This window comes from Phytohabitans rumicis, from assembly GCF_011764445.1.
Taxonomy (GTDB): Bacteria; Actinomycetota; Actinomycetes; order Mycobacteriales; family Micromonosporaceae; genus Phytohabitans; species Phytohabitans rumicis.
This window is the reverse complement of record NZ_BLPG01000001.1, coordinates 3,061,721-3,078,205: the sequence shown is the minus strand read 5'-3', so window position 1 is coordinate 3,078,205 and position 16,485 is coordinate 3,061,721. Positions and strand designations below refer to the sequence as shown.

Sequence of the window (16,485 nt, the reverse complement as noted above, 5' to 3'; positions counted from 1 at the left end):
TGTCGGATGCACCGGTTACGGTGCAGGGGTGTCTGAGGAAGTTGTCCCCGTTGGAGTGACCCCCGAGCAGGTCGCGGCGGCCGGGGCGGAGCCGCCCGCCGATGTCCGCGAGCGGCACGCCGCGCTGAGCGCCGAGCTGTCCGACCATCAGTACCGGTACTACGTGCTCGACGCGCCGACGATCTCCGACGCGGAGTTCGACCGGCTGCTGCGGTCGCTTGAGGCGCTGGAGGAGGAGTATCCGGCCTTGCGCACGCCGGACTCGCCCACCCAGCGGGTCGGCGGGACCTTCTCCACGCTCTTCACATCGGTGGAGCACGCCGAGCGGATGATGTCGCTCGACAACGCGTTCGACGACGAGGAGCTGTCCGCCTGGGCCGAGCGGGTGGAGCGCGACGCGGGCAGCGCCGTGTCCTACCTCTGCGAGCTCAAGGTCGACGGCCTGGCGATCAACCTGACGTACGAGGACGGTCGGCTGGTGCGGGCGGCCACCCGCGGCGACGGGCGTACGGGTGAGGACGTCACCAACAACGTACGGACGATCAAGGACGTGCCGTTGGTTCTGGACGGCGCGGGCGTGCCGGACTTTCTCGAGGTCAGGGGCGAGGTCTACTTCCCGGTGGCGGCGTTCGGCGACCTCAACGCGAGCCTGGTCGAGCAGGGCAAGGCGCCGTTCGCCAACCCGCGCAACGCGGCCGCGGGGAGCCTGCGGCAGAAGGACCCGCGGATCACCGCTTCCCGTGGGCTGCGCATGGTCGTGCACGGCTTCGGCGCCCGGCGCGGTTTCCAGCCGGCGGCGCAGTCCGGGGCGTACGAGGCGATGAAGCGCTGGGGCCTCGCGGTGAGCGAGCGCTGGCAGCTCAAGCCCGACCTCGACGGGGTACGGGAGTACATCGCCTACTACGCCGAGCACCGGCACGACGTCGAGCACGAGATCGACGGGGTGGTCGTCAAGGTCGACTCGATCGGCATCCAGGGCCGGCTCGGCTCGACCAGCCGGGCGCCACGCTGGGCGATCGCGTTCAAGTACCCGCCCGAGGAGGTCAACACCAAGCTGCTCGACATCCAGGTCAACGTGGGGCGCACCGGCCGGGTCACCCCGTTCGCGGTGCTGGAGCCGGTGCGGGTGGCCGGCTCGACGGTCGCGCTCGCGACGCTGCACAACGCCCGCGAGGTCGAGCGGAAGGGGGTGTGGATCGGCGACACGGTCGTCATCCGCAAGGCCGGCGACGTCATCCCCGAGGTGCTCGGGCCGGTCATCGATCTGCGGCCTTCGGATGCCCGGCGGTTCGAGATGCCGACCGAGTGTCCTTCGTGCGGGACCACCTTGGCGCCCGCCAAGGAGGGCGACATCGACATCCGCTGCCCCAACAACAGGTCGTGCCCCGCGCAGCTGCGCGAGCGGGTGTTTCACCTGGCCGGGCGCGGCGGGTTCGACATCGAGGTGCTGGGCTACAAGGCGGCCTCCGCGCTGCTGGACGCGGGCATCATCCAGGACGAGGGCGACCTGTTCGGCCTGACCGCCGAGGACCTGGGCAAATCCGACTTCTTCCGGAAGAAGGACGGCACGCTCACCACCAACTCGGAGAAGCTGCTCGTGCAGCTCGAAAAGGCCAAGGAGCAGCCGTTGTGGCGGGTGCTCGTCGCACTGTCCATCCGGCACGTGGGCCCCACCGCCGCGCAGGCGCTGGCCAGGCACTTCGGGTCGCTCGACGCGATTCGCGACGCCTCTCTCGAAGAGCTCTCCGGGGTGGAGGGCGTCGGCCCGACGATCGCCGAGAGCCTCACCGAATGGTTCACGGTCGGCTGGCACAACGACGTGGTCGAGAATTGGCGGCAGGCAGGCGTGCGGCTCGCCGAGGAGCGGGTCGACGAGGGGCCGCGCCCGCTCGAAGGGCTCACCGTGGTGGTGACCGGGACGCTGTCGACGTACTCGCGTGATCAGGCCACCGAGGCGATCACGGCCCGCGGCGGCAAGGTGAGCGGCTCGGTGTCGAAGAAGACCGGCTTCGTCGTGGTCGGCGACAACCCCGGCACCAAGTACGACAAAGCCGTCTCGCTCAAGGTGCCGGTGCTCGACGAGGCCGGGTTCGACGTGTTGCTGGCGCAGGGTCCGGACGCCGCGCGGGAGGTTGCACAGGCGTAACGGGACTCATCCACAACCCGTCCTGTATCTCAAGTTCGTTACGACTGCTTGGGAAAGCTCCCATGGTGGCGCGCAACCGCTCATATGGTGGTGGACGATTCAGGGCACCGATGAGCTACGGCGGGGGAGGGTCCTATGGAGGCCGCATCGCGGAACTCCGTTGCCCCCGAGCGGGCCGTTCCGTTTTTCGGATTTGCCTGGGCGGTCATCACGGTGGCCGCCCTCGTGTGTGCGGTGCCGCTCGCCCGGCTGCCCGGCCAGTTGGGGGACTTGCCGGCGGCGTTCTGGGTGATGGCCGGGCTCGCCGTGCTGGTCGACGCCCGCCCGTTCACCCCGCCCGGGCGGCGGCAGAGCTCGGCGGTCTTCCCGTCCATCTGCTTCACGTTCGCCATCCTGTTGGGCTGGGGGCTCGCCCCGGCCGTCGCCGTACAGGCCGCCGCGGTGGTGGTCTCCTCCTGGCGGATGCGCCACGCGTGGTGGCGGGCGGCGTTCAACATCGGCCAGTACGCGCTGGCGCTGTCCGCGGCGTACGCGGTGAGCCGCCTCGCCGACGTCGACCGCCTCGACTGGGCGGACGTCGCGGTGGTGGGCATCGCCGGGTGTGCCTGGTTCCTGGTCAAGTACGGCACGGTCACGCTCGCCCTGCGGCTGCTCTTCGGCGGCCGGTGGACGTCGATCTTCCGGCAGGGTCTCGCGTTCGAGCTGCTGTCGATGGGCTCGTTGTTGCTGCTCAGCCCGGTGCTGCTGGCCGCGGCGCACACCAGCGCGGCGCTGATCCCGCTGGTCGTGGTGCCGCTGTACGCGGTCTACCGGATGGCCCGGCTCTCCGCCGAGCAGGACCAGCTCACCCGGATGGACCCGCTGACCGGGCTCGCCAACCGCAAGGCGCTGCTGTCCGAGGTGGCCGACCAGGTGCCGGCCCACGCGGAGCGGGCCGCCAAGGGCGCCGAAGACCGGCACCTGGCGCTGCTCGTGCTCGACCTGGACCGGTTCAAGCACGTCAACGACGCGCTCGGGCACGCGGTCGGCGACCGGCTGCTGGTGCAGGTCGGCAACCGGCTGACCGAGGCCGTACGCCCCGGCGACGTGGTGGCCCGGCTCGGCGGTGACGAGTTTGCGATCCTGGCACCCGGCCTGACCAGCGCCGCCGCCGCCCGCGAGCTGGCCGTACGGGTGGTCGCCACGCTCGCCGAGCCGGTCGCGCTGGACGGCCTGCCGCTCGACGTGGCGGGCTCGATGGGCATCGCGCTCTATCCCGACCACGGCGAGGACTTCGCCACCCTGCTGCGCCACGCCGACGTGGCCATGTACGACGCCAAGCACCGCGGCGACACCGTCGCCGTCTACGCCCCGGACTCCGACCACAACTCCCCGGAACGGCTGAGCCTGCTCGCCGACCTGCGCAAGGCCCTCGACGGGGGCGACAGCCGCCAGATCGCGATGTACTACCAGCCGCAGATCGCGATCGACACCGGCGAGGTGGTCGGCGTCGAGGCGCTGCTGCGCTGGCGGCACCCGCAGCGGGGCATGGTCGACCCGGAGGAGCTGATCCGCGTCGCCGAGCAGAGCGCGGTCATGCGGCTGCTGACCAAGCGGGTGGTCGACGACGTGGTCGAGCAGACCGCGAAATGGGCCGCCGCCGGGCTGCACCTGCGGTCCGCCCTCAACGTCAGCGTCCGCGACCTGCACGACGGCGAGATCGCGGACCAGATCGCCGAACGGCTGGCCCGGTACGGCCTGCCCGCCGACCGGCTCCAGCTGGAGATCACCGAGGGCGCGCTGATGGCCGACCCGCGCCGGGTGCTGGCCACCATCGCCCGGCTCGACAAGATCGGCGTGGCGATCGCGCTGGACGACTTCGGCACCGGGTACTCCTCGATGCAGCACCTGCGCCGGCTGCCGCTCGCCGAGGTCAAGGTGGACCGGTCGTTCGTTCTCGGGATGGCTACCGACGCCGACGACGCGGCGATCGTCCGGTCGGTGATCGAGCTGGCCGGCGCGCTCGGGCTGCGGGTGGTCGCCGAGGGCGTGGAGGACGAGCGCACCTGGCGCCTCCTGCACGCGGCCGGCTGCCACGTGGCCCAGGGCTGGTTCTACGCCCGCCCGATGCCGGCTGACGAGCTGGTCGCCTGGCTGGCCCGTTACCGCGCGGTGCCCCCACCCGCCTAGCCGGCGGTGGGGGACAAATAGACTCGCTCGGGTCAGTCAGCGTTCTAAGGGGGCACCCATGGCCGCCATCTCCCGCGAGGAGGTCGCGCATCTCGCGCGCCTGTCGCGGCTCGCCGTCACCGAGCAGGAGCTTGACCTGTTCGCCGGCCAGCTCGACGTGATCCTCCAGGCGGTCGCCCGGGTGGGCGAGGTCGTGGCCGAGGACATCCCGCCGACGTCACACTCCGTACCGCTGACCAACGTGCTGCGGGACGACGTCGAGGTGCCCTGCCTCACCCCGGAGGACGCGCTCGCGGGCGCGCCGGACGCCGAAGACGGCCGGTTCCGCGTACCCCGCATCTTGGAAGAGGAGGCGTGAGCGTGACCGACGTGACGAGGCTGACCGCGACGCAGGTCGCGGCGCTCATCGCCAGCGGCGAGGCGTCCGCCACCGAGGTGGCCCAGGCGCATCTGGACCGGATCGCCGCGGTCGACGACCGGGTGCACGCGTTCCTGCACGTCGACGCCGAGGGCGCGCTTGTCGCCGCCCGCGCTGTCGACCAGCGGCGGGCGTCGGGGGAGGCGCTCGGCCCGCTCGCGGGCGTGCCGGTGGCGGTCAAGGACATCGTGACCACCCGCGGGGTGCCCACCACGGCCGGCTCCAAGATCCTTGAGGGCTGGCGGCCGCCGTACGACGCGACGATCGTGGAGCGGATGCGCGCCGCCGGGCTCGTGATGCTCGGCAAGACCAACCTGGACGAGTTCGCCATGGGCTCGTCGACGGAGTATTCGGCGTACGGGCCGACGTACAACCCGTGGGACCTGACCCGCATCCCGGGTGGCTCCGGGGGCGGCAGCGCGGCGGCACTCGCCGCGTACGAGGCGCCGCTCGCGGTGGGCACCGACACCGGCGGCTCGATCCGCCAGCCGGGCGCGGTCACGGGCACGGTGGGCGCGAAGCCGACGTACGGCGGGACGTCCCGGTACGGGCTCATCGCGTTCTCCTCCTCATTGGACACCCCGGGCCCGTGCGCCCGCACCGTCGAGGACGCCGCGCTGCTGCACGCGGTGCTGGCCGGGCACGACCCGCGCGACTCCACCTCGATCCCGCAGCCGGTGCCGGACGTCGTCGGCGCGGCCCGCCAGGGCGCCACCGGCGACCTGACCGGCGTGCGGATCGGCCTGGTGCGCGAGTTCAGCGGCGAGGGCGCGGAGCCGGGCGTGACGGCGGCCTTCCGCGACGCGGTCGACGCGCTGACCAAGCTGGGCGCCGAGGTGGTCGAGGTGTCCTGCCCGCACTTCCAGTACGCGCTGCCGGCGTACTACCTGATCGCGCCCAGCGAGTGCTCCTCCAACCTGGCCCGCTTCGACGGCGTGCGGTACGGCCTGCGAGTCGGCGACGACGGCGCGAAGGCGCTCGAAGAGGTCATGTCGCTGACCCGGGAGGCCGGGTTCGGGCCGGAGGTCAAGCGGCGCATCATCATCGGCACGTACGCGCTGTCGAGCGGCTACTACGACGCCTACTACGGGCAGGCGCAGAAGGTCCGCACGCTGATCACGCGGGACTTCACGGCCGCGTTCGAGCAGGTCGACGTGTTGGTCTCGCCGACCACGCCGTTCGTGGCGTTCCCGCTGGGCTCGCGTACGTCCGACCCGTACCAGATGTACCTCGCCGACCTCTTCACGATCCCGACCAACCTGTACGGCGGTCCGGGCATCTCGGTCCCCTGTGGACTGTCTGAGGGTCTGCCGGTGGGCTTCCAGATCATGGCCCCGACGCTGCGCGACGACCGGATGTACCGGGTCGCGGCGGCGCTGGAGTCGGCGGTCGGGACGCTCACCCCGCCGGCGCTGTAGGTTCAGGTTCAGATCGAGTTCTGAGCTGCCGCGATGTCCGTCGTGGTCCGGGCCGTTGCTCCCGCGGCCTCGCCCTGCGCGGTCCACAATCGACAGCGGCGGGCGGTGCCGGTGGGTTCGCGGCGGCGTACGACGTGGGTGCGGTCGCGAAGCGGTAGCACTCCACATCTGCCCTACCCGCCGTGGTTGCCGGCCCGCGGGCCGGGGCTGTGGGTTGTGGGACGCGCAGGGTGAGGCCGCGGGAGCGACGGCTTGGACCGCGACGGGCGTCGCGGCAGCTCAACATCTTTGATTTTCCTCACCCTCACCGCAAGACGTCTCTAAAGAGGGCTCAACCCCGCCCCACGCCCGACCCTCTCTCGCTGATCAAGGTCTTCGACGTCGATCAAGGGCAAACGGTCGCGGATCGGAGATCAAAGCACGACCGTTCGCCCTTGATCGACGGGAAAGCCCTTGATCGACGCACGAAGGGGGGTGCAGCGGAAGGGGCGCGGGGAAGGGCGGCGGGGGTTGGGTTGGGGAGCTATTAGGCTGGTGCGGTGACCACGACCGCGCTGCCCGCGTACGAGGATGTCGTCGCCCGTTTCGAGCCGGTGATCGGCCTGGAGACGCACGTCGAGCTGGGCACGAAGACGAAGATGTTCTGTGGGTGCCCGACCGACTTCGGGGGCCAGCCCAACACCCGGATCTGCCCGGTCTGCCTGGGCCTGCCCGGGGCGCTGCCGGTGGCCAACCGGGCGGCGATCGAGGCCACGATCCGGATCGGCCTCGCGCTCAACTGCACGATCGCGTCGTGGTGCCGCTTCGCGCGGAAGAACTACTTCTACCCGGACATGCCGAAGAACTTCCAGATCAGCCAGTACGACGAGCCGCTGTGCACCGACGGCTGGCTGGACGTCGAGATCGACGGCGAGCTGGTGCGGATCGGCATCGAGCGGGTGCACCTGGAGGAAGACACCGGCAAGACGCTGCACGTGGGCGGCGCGACCGGGCGGATCCACGGGGCGACCGAGTCGCTGGTCGACTACAACCGGGCCGGCATCCCGCTCGTCGAGATCGTCACGAAGCCGATCCCGGGCACGGGCGCGCAGGCGCCGATCGTGGCCCGGGCGTACGTCACCGAGCTGCGCGACGTCATCCGCGCGCTGGGCGTGTCGGACGTACGGATGGAGCAGGGCTCGCTGCGCTGCGACGTGAACACCTCGCTCAACCGCGCGGGCGAGGAGTGGGGCACGCGTACCGAGACGAAGAACGTCAACTCGCTGCGCTCGGTCGAGCGGGCGGTGCGCGCCGAGATGCTCCGCCAGGCGTCCGTGCTCGACGCCGGCGGCAAGATCACCCAAGAGACCCGGCACTTCCACGAGGAGAGCGGCGACACCACCTCCGGGCGATCCAAGGAGACGGCGACCGACTACCGGTACTTCCCCGAGCCCGACCTGGTGCCGCTCGCACCGGACCCGGCGTGGGTCGAAGCGCTGCGCGCCGAGCTGCCGGAGCTGCCGCGGCTGCACCGCAAGCGCCTGCAGGCCGACTGGGGCCTGTCCGACCTGGACATGCAGTCGGTGCTGAACGCCGGTGCGGTGGAGCTGATCGAGGAGACCGTCGCCGCCGGTGCCGCACCCGAGGGTGCCCGCAAGTGGTGGCTGGGTGAGCTGGCCCGCCGCGCGAACGAGACCGGCGTGGAGCTGGCCGCCGTGGGCGTGACGCCCGCGCACGTCGCCGAGCTGCAGCGCCTGGTCGACGAGGGCAAGCTCAACGACAAGCTGGCGCGTACGGTGCTGGAGGGCGTGATCGCGGGCGAGGGCGGCCCGACCGAGATCATGGTCGCCCGCGGGCTCGAGGTCGTGTCGGACACGGGTGCGCTGACGGCCGCCGTCGACGAGGCGATCGCCGCCAACCCCGACGTGGCCGCCAAGATCCGCGAGGGCAAGGTAGCCGCCGCGGGCGTGCTGGTGGGCGCGGTCATGAAGACCACGCGTGGCCAAGCCGACGCCAAGACCGTCCGCGAGCTGATCATCGCGCGCCTGTCTTAAGGCGTCGGAGCCTAACGCGTCGGCGTCGGCCGGGGGCCCTGGCCTTCCGCGGGGGCGGGGGTGTCCGCGTCGACAACCTTGCGCTCCAGCGTCACCTGGGACTGGCCGGTGCCGCCCACCTTGATGTCGTCGTACGCCTGGAGCGTGCGGGTGTCCTTGTCGAAGTAGAGGACCGACATCGCCAGCGGGAGCGGCTCCTCCTTTTCCAGGCCGCGTAGCCCGGCCCCGCCGGTGGAGCCCTCCACCAGCAGCCGGGTGGTGGTGGCCCCGGGCACCTGGGGCAGCACGTCCACGGTGCGCTGGTGGGTGTGCCCGGCCAGCACGAGCGGGCAGGTGCCGGAGAGTGCGCCGGCCGAGGCGGGGTCGTGGACCAGGGCGATATCGACCGGCTGATGGGACTCGCGGATCGTGGCGGCGAGCCGCTCGCCCGCGCCGATCACCTGCTCGATGGTCTGCTTCGAGGCGCCCGACCCGGACGGCGAGGTCTCCTTGTCGGGGGTGAAGCGCGGGTCACCGATGCCGCCGATCGTCATGCCGGCCACCGTGGTGATCGAGTTGTCGAGCACGATGGCGTTGGACTGGCGGGCCACCGCCGTGCCGGTCGCCGCGGAGTCGTGGTTGCCGCGGATGTAGACGTACGGCACCTTGAGCAGGCCGATGGACGCCACGTACGACGCCTCCGGCTCGCTGCCCCAGTCGGTGATGTCGCCGGTGTCGATCACGGCGTCGATGCCGAACTGCTCCACCACCGTGCGCATCATCGGCCAGGCGGTGGGGTTCAGGTGCAGGTCGGAGACGTGCAGGATGCGGGTGGTGTCCTCGGCCGGCTCGTACACGGGCAGGCCGGAGACGGTGGTGTAGATCCGGCTGACGTTCGCCACGAGGGCCTGTAGCTGCGCGGCGTACTTGTTGTAGTCGTCGGCGATGCGCCGGGCGTCGCCGACCACCGCGGGCGCGTTGACCAGCAGCCCTTCGTACCGCGGCTCCTCGATGGAGTCGGGGTGGACGGTGGCGAGCGCGCTGCCCAGGCTGCCCCCACGATGACCAGCGCCAGGACGCCGGCCCAGGCCACCCGCCGTACGTTGCGGAAGACCAGGGCGGCCAGCGCCATCGAGAAGAGCACGGCGACCGAGACGGTGCGCATCCCGAGCCGGATGAGGCCCTGCTTGACGTCGTCGACCGCGGTCTGGCTGGCCCGGGTGATGCCCGCCGGATCGTCGATGATCGCTTCGGTGCGGCTCCGGTCCAGCGAGCCCAGGCTCACCGACAGGTGGGCCGGCCCGTCGTGGCTGTCCAGGTGCAGCGAGCCGAGCGGCGGGATCGCGACCTCGGTGTCCCCGATGAACGACGGGACGATCGACATCTCGGCCTTGAACGGGCCCACGTCGTTTTCGGTGTGCGCGCCGAGCAGGACGCCCAGCACCACCCCGGTCAGCGCGACGGAGAGCATGAGCAGGCCGAACCCGGTGCGGCGGGTGACCCGGGACCGCACGCAGCGACGGAGGAGATGCCAAGACCTGCTCATGCCTGAAACTAGCTCTTCCCCGCTCCGCCCCCGGAGAAAACCAGCCGAATGATCTGGTCGTCGTCGGGCTTCGGGTCACCGCGTCCGTCGTGGTTCGAGGTAGTCACCCACAGTGAACCATCCGGTGCCGCCACCGCGGTACGCAGCCGGCCGTACTGCTCGACGAGCAGCGCGCGGGGCTGGCCGAAGACGGTGCCGGCCGCGGTCAGCTCCACCGACCACAACCGCTCGCCGCGCAGGCAGGCGGTTACGAGCAGCCGCTCGACCGTGGCCAGGCCGGAGCAGGACGCCTCCCGGGTCGTCCAGACGACCAGCGGGTTCGTGTACTTCGCGTCGGTGCCGCGCCCCTCGACGGTGGGCCAGCCGTAGTTCTTGCCGGGCTCGATCTGGTTGATCTCGTCCCAGGTGCTCTGGCCGAACTCGGTGGCGTACATCCGCTTGGTCGCGTCCCAGGCGATGCCCTGCACGTTGCGGTGGCCGTACGACCACACCAGCGAGTTCGGGAAGGGGTTGCCGGGCGCGGGCTTGCCGTCCGCGGTCATCCGGAGGATCTTGCCGCCCAGGCTCTTGAGGTCTTGGGCCAGCCCGCGCTGCGACGCGTCACCGGTGGTGGCGTACAGGAAGCCGTCCGGGCCGAACGCCAGCCGCCCGCCGTTGTGGATGCCGGACAGCGGGATGCCGGTCACGATCGGCACCGGCTTGGCGCCCAGCGTCAGCTTCGCGATCCGGTTGTCCTGCGCGGTCGAGTAGTACACGAAAACGGTCTTGTCCGTGTCGTACTTGGGCGAGACCGCGATGCCCATCAGCCCGCCCTCGCCGGCGGCGTCGACCTCGGCGAGGGTCTGCACCGTGGTGACCTTGAGACCGTCCGGGCCGGACTCCGGCCCGACCTTCAAGATCTTGGCGGTGTCACGCTCGGTCACCAGGGCGCCCCGGTCCGGCAGGAACGCGACTCCCCACGGCACCCGCAGGCCCTTCGCGAGCACGGTCGCGGCGGTCTGCTGGTTGTTGCCGCTCTGAGCAGTCGCGGTCGCGCTCGGTGTGGGGAAGCGGGGCGGCTCGCCGGCCTCGTCGGGCGCCGGGGGGCCGAAGGTGCAGCCGCCGACGGCCATGGTCAAGGCCAGCGTGACGACGGTGGCACGGTACGGGGGGCGGGCGTCCACCCGGCCAGGGTAGCCGCGCCCGCTGTGAACAACCGACGGAACTACCCCCGCAAGTCGTACACCGTCGTCCCGCCCACCGTGGTCGCGGTGTAGTTCTCCTGCACCCAGGTCGCGATCTCGCCGCCGGAGCCGCGGCCGCCCGGACCGCCGCCGCCACCACCGCCGCGCCCGCCGGCCACGAAGTAGCTGATCTTGCCCTCCTGCACCCACTGCTGGAACTGGGCGAGCGTCGGCGCCGGGTCGCTGCCGGTGAAGCCGCCCATCGCCATCACCGGCCGCCCGCTGGCGAGCTGCAGCGACGCCGCCGTCTGGGAGCCGCTCGTCGCCGCGGCCCAGGTTGTGGTGGTGGCCTTGAGCAGGTCGCTGAGGGCGGAATCCGCCGAGGCATCGCCACCGAAGCCGCCTCGTGGCGAAACGGAGGGCCCCGCCGACGGGATGCTCCCGCTATGCGGGACCGCCGCGGTGGCCAGCGCATATCCGCCGGAGCCGCCCACCAGCGTGAGCACCCCGCCCAGTGCCACCACGGCCGCCGCGGTGGCCAGGCGCCGCGGCGGCACCAGCATTCCGAGTACGACGACAGCGGTGGTCGCGGCGACGGCGTACCGCAGTTCGGGATGCCAGGCCGGGGTGCGGGCCAGCAGCCGGAAGCTCCAGAAGCCGGTCACGCCCACCATCGCGGCGAGGAAGACGCGCGCGACCAGGTCGTCCCGCTGCCGCCACAGCTCCCGCCCGACCACCGCCACCAGCCCGGCGATGGCGGGCGCGAGCGCCACCGAGTAGTACGGGTGGACCGTGCCCTGCATGTAGCTGAACACCAGGCCGGTGACGATCAGCCAGCCGCCCCAGAGCACGACGGCGGCCCGCGTGCGATCTGTGCGCGGCCCGAGCCGGGTCGCCCACAGCCCGGCCACGATCGCGATCAGCGCGGCGGGCAGCAGCCAGGAGATCTCGCCGCCGAAGCCGTCGTTGAAGAGCCGGGTGATGCCGGTGGCCCCGCCGAAGCCGGAGTTGCCGCCGCCGCCCGGACCCCCGCCGCCGCCCGGCCCGCCCCGCCGCCGTTCCCGGCGCCGCCGAGGATCCGGCCCAGCCCGTTGTAGCCGAAGACCAGGTCGAGCACGGAGTTGTTCTCCGAGCCGCCGATGTACGGGCGGCTGCTCGCCGGCCACAGCTCGGCGATCGCCACCCACCAGCCGGCCGAGACGACCAGCGCGACGCCCGCGGCGCCCACGTGGGCCAGGCGCCGGCCCAGCCCGGTCGGCGCGGCCATCAGGTAGACCAGCGCGAACGCGGGCAGCACCAGGAACGCCTGCAGCATCTTGGTCAGGAAGCCGAAGCCCACCGCCACGCCGGCCAGCATCAGCCAGCGCGCGCTGGCCCGCTCGGTGGCCCGGACCACGCAGTACGCGCCGGCGACCAGCAGCAGGGTCAGCAGCGCGTCCGGGTTGTTGAACCGGAACATCAGCGCGGCCACCGGGGTCAGCGCCAGCGTGGCGCCCGCGAGCAGGCCGGCGACCGGGCCGGACCACCGCCGTACCGTCGCGTAGAGCAGGCCCACCGCGGCCACGCCCTCCAGCGCCTGCGGGGCGAGCATGCTCCAGCTGGAGAAGCCGAAGATCCGGCCGGACAGCGCCATCACCCACAGCGAGGCGGGCGGCTTGTCCACGGTGATGAAGTTCGCCGCGTCCGAGGAGCCGAAGAAGAGTGCCTTCCAGCTCTGCGTGCCCGCCTGGACGGCGGCGGCGTAGAAGCTGTTCGCGTTGCCCGAGCTGCCCAGGCCGTACAGGTAAAGGGCGGCGGTGCCGGCGAGCAGGACGATCAGCGCGGCGAGGTGATACCGCCGCGCGGGCGTCTCGGTCACGCGGTGCTTGCCTGGTGAGCTTGCCCGGCGGCGCCCGAAGGCGCCGTCTGACCGGCGGCGAGAAGGTTCGGGGGTGGTCCTGGTTCGTGGCGCCGCCGGTCAAACAGCGCCGCGCCGTCGGGCAAGCTCACCGTGTCCTCGGCCGCGCGGCGGCCGAACACCCACACCCGCAGCAGCAGGAAGCGCAGCAGCGTGGCGCCCAGGTTGGCGGCGACGAGGACGGTGAGCTCGACCAGGCGCCCGGCGTTGGGCGCGGCGGCGGCGAGCGTCGCGAGCGATCCGCTGGTCAGCGCCAGGCCGAGGGCGAAGACCACGAGCCCTTGGGCCTGGTGGCGGGCGGCGCTGCCGCGCCCGGTCACCCCGAAGGTGAGCCGGCGGTTGGCCGCCGTGTTGCCGATCGCGGTGATGAGCAGGGCCAGCAGGTTCGCGCCCTGCGCGCCGGCCACGCCGCGCAAGAGCCAAAAGATCAGGAGGTACGCCAGCGTGCTCGCCACGCCCACGCCGGCGAAGCGTACGAGCTGCCGGACCAGCCCATTGGGTACGCCGGCGGGCGGCGCGGCGGGCTGGCGGCCGAGCTGGCGGCGCAGGTCGGCGACCGGGAGCGCGCCGGTGGCCAGCCCTCGGCCGAGGCGCCAGATGCCCTTGACGTCGGCGATCGCGGTGGCGACGATGTCGACCCGGCTGTCCGGGTCGTCCACCCAGTCGACCGGCACCTCGTGGATGCGCAGGCCGGAGCGTTCGGCGAGGACCAGCAGCTCGGTGTCGAAGAACCACCCGGTGTCCTGCACGAGCGGCAGCAGGCGGTCGGCCACGTCCTTGCGGATCGCCTTGAACCCGCACTGCGCGTCGGAGAACCGCGCCGCCAGCGTGCCGCGCAGCAGCAGGTTGTAGCCGCGGGAGATGATCTCGCGCTTGGCGCCGCGCACCACCCGCGAGCCGGGCGAGAGGCGGCTGCCGATGGCGAGGTCGGAGTGGCCCGAGATCAGCGGTGCCACCAACGGCAGCAGCGCCTTGAGATCGGTGGACAGGTCCACGTCCATGTACGCCAGCACCGGCGCGTCAGAGTGCGTCCAGACCGCCGCGAGGGCGCGACCCCGGCCCTTCTGCTCCAGGTGGACGACCGCCACGCCGGGCAGCTCCCGGCTCAGGGCGGCCGCCACGGCCAGCGTGGTGTCCGTGCTGGCGTTGTCGGCGATCGTGATCCGAAAGGGGTACGGGAAGGTGCCGCTCAGGTGCGCGTGCAGCCGGCGGACGCAGGGCTCCAGGTCCCGTTCCTCGTTGTAGACGGGGATCACGACGTCGAGCACGGCGGTGTCGCGGGTCAGCGCCGCAGTGTCCACGGCCAGGGTCGCTGTAGTCATGGGGAAACCCTCCTTGCTTTCTCTCCGCGGCGGGTGTGCCGCCGCTGTGCGCACACTGTGCAAGGAAGGGCCCCCTGTTAGCGCTTTTTGCATAACAGGGGGCCCTTCCTAACCTCACTGGGTGAGGTCGTAGACCGTTGTGTTGCCGATCGTCGTGGTGGTGTAGTTGTCCGCTACCCAGGCGGCGATCTCCTGGGAGGCGGAGCTGCCGCCGTTGCTCTGGCCGAGGGTGCCGCCGATGAAGTAGTGGATCTTTCCTTCGGCGACGTACTGCTGGAACTGCGCCAGCGTCGGCGACGGGTCACTGCCGTTGAAGCCGCCGATGGCCATCACCGGCAACTGCGTCGCCAGCTGGTACCCGGAGGCGTTGTTCGAGCCCACGGCCGCCGCCACCCAGGTGTACGAGCTGGCGTTCTCGCTCAGCGCGGCGACCAACTCGGCGCTCGGGGTGGTGGCGTTGAGCAGGCCGCCCATGCCGCCGCCGCGTGCCGTCCCGCCGGTACGCCCGCCGTTGCCCTGGGCCATGCCGTTCTGGGTGGTGGTGCCGTTGTTGGCGGTGGTGCCGTTGTTCTGCGTCTGGCCCGGGAAGCCGCCGCCGCCCCGGAAGCCGCCGCCACCACCTGGGCCGCCACCGCCGCCGGGACCGCCCCGGGCGCCGGCGACCGTCGGGCCGGCGGTGGGGATCGAGCCGGTGTGCGGAGTGCTGGCGGTGTTCAACGCGTACCCTATGGGCCCGAGCAGCCCGGCGGTGACCGCCGCGGCCGCGACCAGGCCGATGGCCCGCTTGGGCAGGATCGCGACCAGCAGCAGCATGGCCGCGGCGGCCAGGCCGACGCCGAGGACCACGACCCGCAGCCACGGGTGCCAGTCCGCGCTGCGGCCGAGCAGGATCCACGACCACACCGCGGTGACCGCGGTCGTGCCGGCCAGCACCGCGGCGGCGGCCGGGTTGGCCCGCTGGCGCCACAGCACCGCGGCGCCGATGGCCACCACCGCGCCCACCGCGGGAGCGAGGGCCACGTTGTAGTACGCGTGGAAGATCCCCTGCATGAAGCTGAAGATCAGGCCGGTCACCAGCAGCCAGCCGCCCCAGATGATCAGGGCCGCCCGGGTACGGTCCGTGCGCGGCGCGCGCCGGAGCACGAAGATCGCCGAGCCGAGCAGGATGAGCGCGGCCGGCAGCAGCCACGCGATCTGACCGCCGTTCTCGGCGTTGAAGAGCCGGGTCCAGCCGGTGGAGCCCCAGTTGCCACCGCCGCCGACGCTGCCGGTCTCGTCGCCGTTGAGCCGGCCGAGGCCGTTGTAGCCGAGGGTGAGCTCCAGGATGCTGTTGTTCTGCGAGCCGCCGATGTACGGGCGGTACTGGGCCGGGATGAGCTCCACGATGGCGATCCACCAGCCGGCGGAGACGACCATGGCGAGCCCGCCCCAGAGCAGCTGGACGATCCGGCGGCGCACCGGGGTCGGCGCCGCCACCAGGTACGCGATGGCGAACGCCGGCAGCACCAGCAGCGCCTGCAGCATCTTGGTCAGGAAGCCGAAGCCGACGAACACGCCGACCAGGACCAGCCACTTGGTGCTGGCCGTCTCGATCGCCCGCACCGTGGCGTACGCGCCGGCGACCAGCAGCAGCACGAGCAGCGCGTCCGGGTTGTTGAACCGGAACATCAGCACCGCCACCGGCGTGGTGGCCAGGATCGCGCCGGCCAGCAGTCCCGCGACCGGGCCGGACCAGCGCCGCACGGTCGTGTAGAGCAGGCCGACCGCCCCGACGCCCATGAGCGCCTGCGGCACCAGAATGCTCCACGAGCTGAGCCCGAATATCCGTACCGACAGTGCCATCGCCCACAGCGAGGCCGGCGTCTTGTCCACCGTGATGGAGTTGGACGCGTCGGACGAGCCGAAGAAGAATGCCTTCCAACTCGCCGAGCCGGCCTGCGCGGCCGCCGCGTAGAACGAGTTCGCCCAGCCGGAGGAGCCGAGCCCCCACAGGTAGAGCAGCGCGGTGGCGAAGAGCAGGCCCAGCAGCGCCGGGCGCACCCAGACCGGATCGTCGCCGCGGCCGCGCAACAGGCGGGCCCCGACGGAGGTACGCCGGACCGGCGGCGGCGGTGGCGGGTCCGGAGTGGCCCGCAGGGGTTCAGACAGTGTCGAGGTCATGAGCCGAGGTTCGACGGCCAAGCTGTTTCCCGCTTGTCCCCTCCCTGTGCCCTCCCTGTGCGGTGCTCATAGGGCCACGCCAGGCCCGGCACAGGGTGCTCACAGATCGCGAACGCAGTTTTGCCAGACCGCGGCGAGTGACCGCGGGGGTAGGGAGTCCGTGAATGAGTACCCAGCGCAACAGCGCATCCGACCCGTGGGCCCCAGCGACGATCGAGGTGCAGGTCAGCCCCG

7 protein-coding genes and 3 pseudogenes are annotated in these 16,485 nt (G+C 71.9%); 5 read left to right on the top strand and 5 right to left on the bottom strand.

Annotated elements, in window-relative coordinates; genetic code table 11:
- Positions 1-28: 28 nt before the first annotated feature.
- The 5 genes from ligA (at position 29) to gatB (ending at position 8,184) form a co-directional block, all read left to right on the top strand.
- On the top strand, positions 29-2,146 hold the full coding sequence (ligA, locus tag Prum_RS13390; protein WP_173076877.1) for an NAD-dependent DNA ligase LigA: 2,118 nt from the start codon (positions 29-31) through the stop codon (positions 2,144-2,146).
- A gap of 135 nt (positions 2,147-2,281) precedes the next feature.
- Positions 2,282-4,315, top strand: a complete 2,034-nt coding sequence (locus Prum_RS13385) for a putative bifunctional diguanylate cyclase/phosphodiesterase (protein ID WP_173076875.1) — start codon at positions 2,282-2,284, stop codon at positions 4,313-4,315.
- Between the two features lie 58 nt (positions 4,316-4,373).
- A complete protein-coding gene (gatC, locus tag Prum_RS13380; protein WP_173076873.1) occupies positions 4,374-4,673 on the top strand; it encodes an Asp-tRNA(Asn)/Glu-tRNA(Gln) amidotransferase subunit GatC in 300 nt (99 codons plus the stop codon).
- 2 nt (positions 4,674-4,675) lie between these two features.
- A complete protein-coding gene (gatA, locus tag Prum_RS13375) occupies positions 4,676-6,151 on the top strand; it encodes an Asp-tRNA(Asn)/Glu-tRNA(Gln) amidotransferase subunit GatA (protein WP_173076871.1) in 1,476 nt (491 codons plus the stop codon).
- Between the two features lie 539 nt (positions 6,152-6,690).
- Positions 6,691-8,184 carry an Asp-tRNA(Asn)/Glu-tRNA(Gln) amidotransferase subunit GatB gene (gene gatB / locus Prum_RS13370; RefSeq protein ID WP_173076869.1) on the top strand — a complete coding sequence of 498 codons (1,494 nt, stop codon included), beginning with the start codon at positions 6,691-6,693 and terminating at the stop codon, positions 8,182-8,184.
- An 11-nt stretch (positions 8,185-8,195) separates the two neighbouring features.
- Here gatB and Prum_RS13365 read toward each other — a convergent pair.
- The 5 genes and pseudogenes from Prum_RS13365 to Prum_RS13345 form a co-directional block, all read right to left on the bottom strand.
- Positions 8,196-9,709, bottom strand: a pseudogene (locus Prum_RS13365) (metallophosphoesterase).
- A gap of 8 nt (positions 9,710-9,717) precedes the next feature.
- Positions 9,718-10,821: a PQQ-dependent sugar dehydrogenase gene (locus tag Prum_RS13360; RefSeq protein WP_173083712.1), complete on the bottom strand. Its 1,104-nt coding sequence runs from the start codon at positions 10,819-10,821 to the stop codon at positions 9,718-9,720.
- A gap of 92 nt (positions 10,822-10,913) precedes the next feature.
- A pseudogene (locus tag Prum_RS55755) lies at positions 10,914-12,730 on the bottom strand (glycosyltransferase family 39 protein).
- A gap of 146 nt (positions 12,731-12,876) precedes the next feature.
- Positions 12,877-14,091: pseudogene (locus tag Prum_RS13350) on the bottom strand (bifunctional glycosyltransferase family 2/GtrA family protein); the annotation flags it as partial.
- A 114-nt stretch (positions 14,092-14,205) separates the two neighbouring features.
- Positions 14,206-16,251 carry an ArnT family glycosyltransferase gene (locus Prum_RS13345; RefSeq protein ID WP_173076865.1) on the bottom strand — a complete coding sequence of 682 codons (2,046 nt, stop codon included), beginning with the start codon at positions 16,249-16,251 and terminating at the stop codon, positions 14,206-14,208.
- Between the last annotated feature and the right edge of the window lie 234 nt (positions 16,252-16,485).

Excerpts from the sequence above, each read along its gene's own strand:
- Prum_RS13385 (WP_173076875.1), top strand. The coding sequence starts at position 2,282 with ATGGAGGCCGCATCGCGGAACTCCGTTGCCCCCGAGCGGGCCGTTCCG.
- gatC (WP_173076873.1), top strand. The coding sequence starts at position 4,374 with ATGGCCGCCATCTCCCGCGAGGAGGTCGCGCATCTCGCGCGCCTGTCG.
- Prum_RS13360 (WP_173083712.1), bottom strand. The coding sequence starts at position 10,821 with ATGGCCGTCGGCGGCTGCACCTTCGGCCCCCCGGCGCCCGACGAGGCC.
- Prum_RS13345 (WP_173076865.1), bottom strand. The coding sequence starts at position 16,251 with ATGACCTCGACACTGTCTGAACCCCTGCGGGCCACTCCGGACCCGCCA.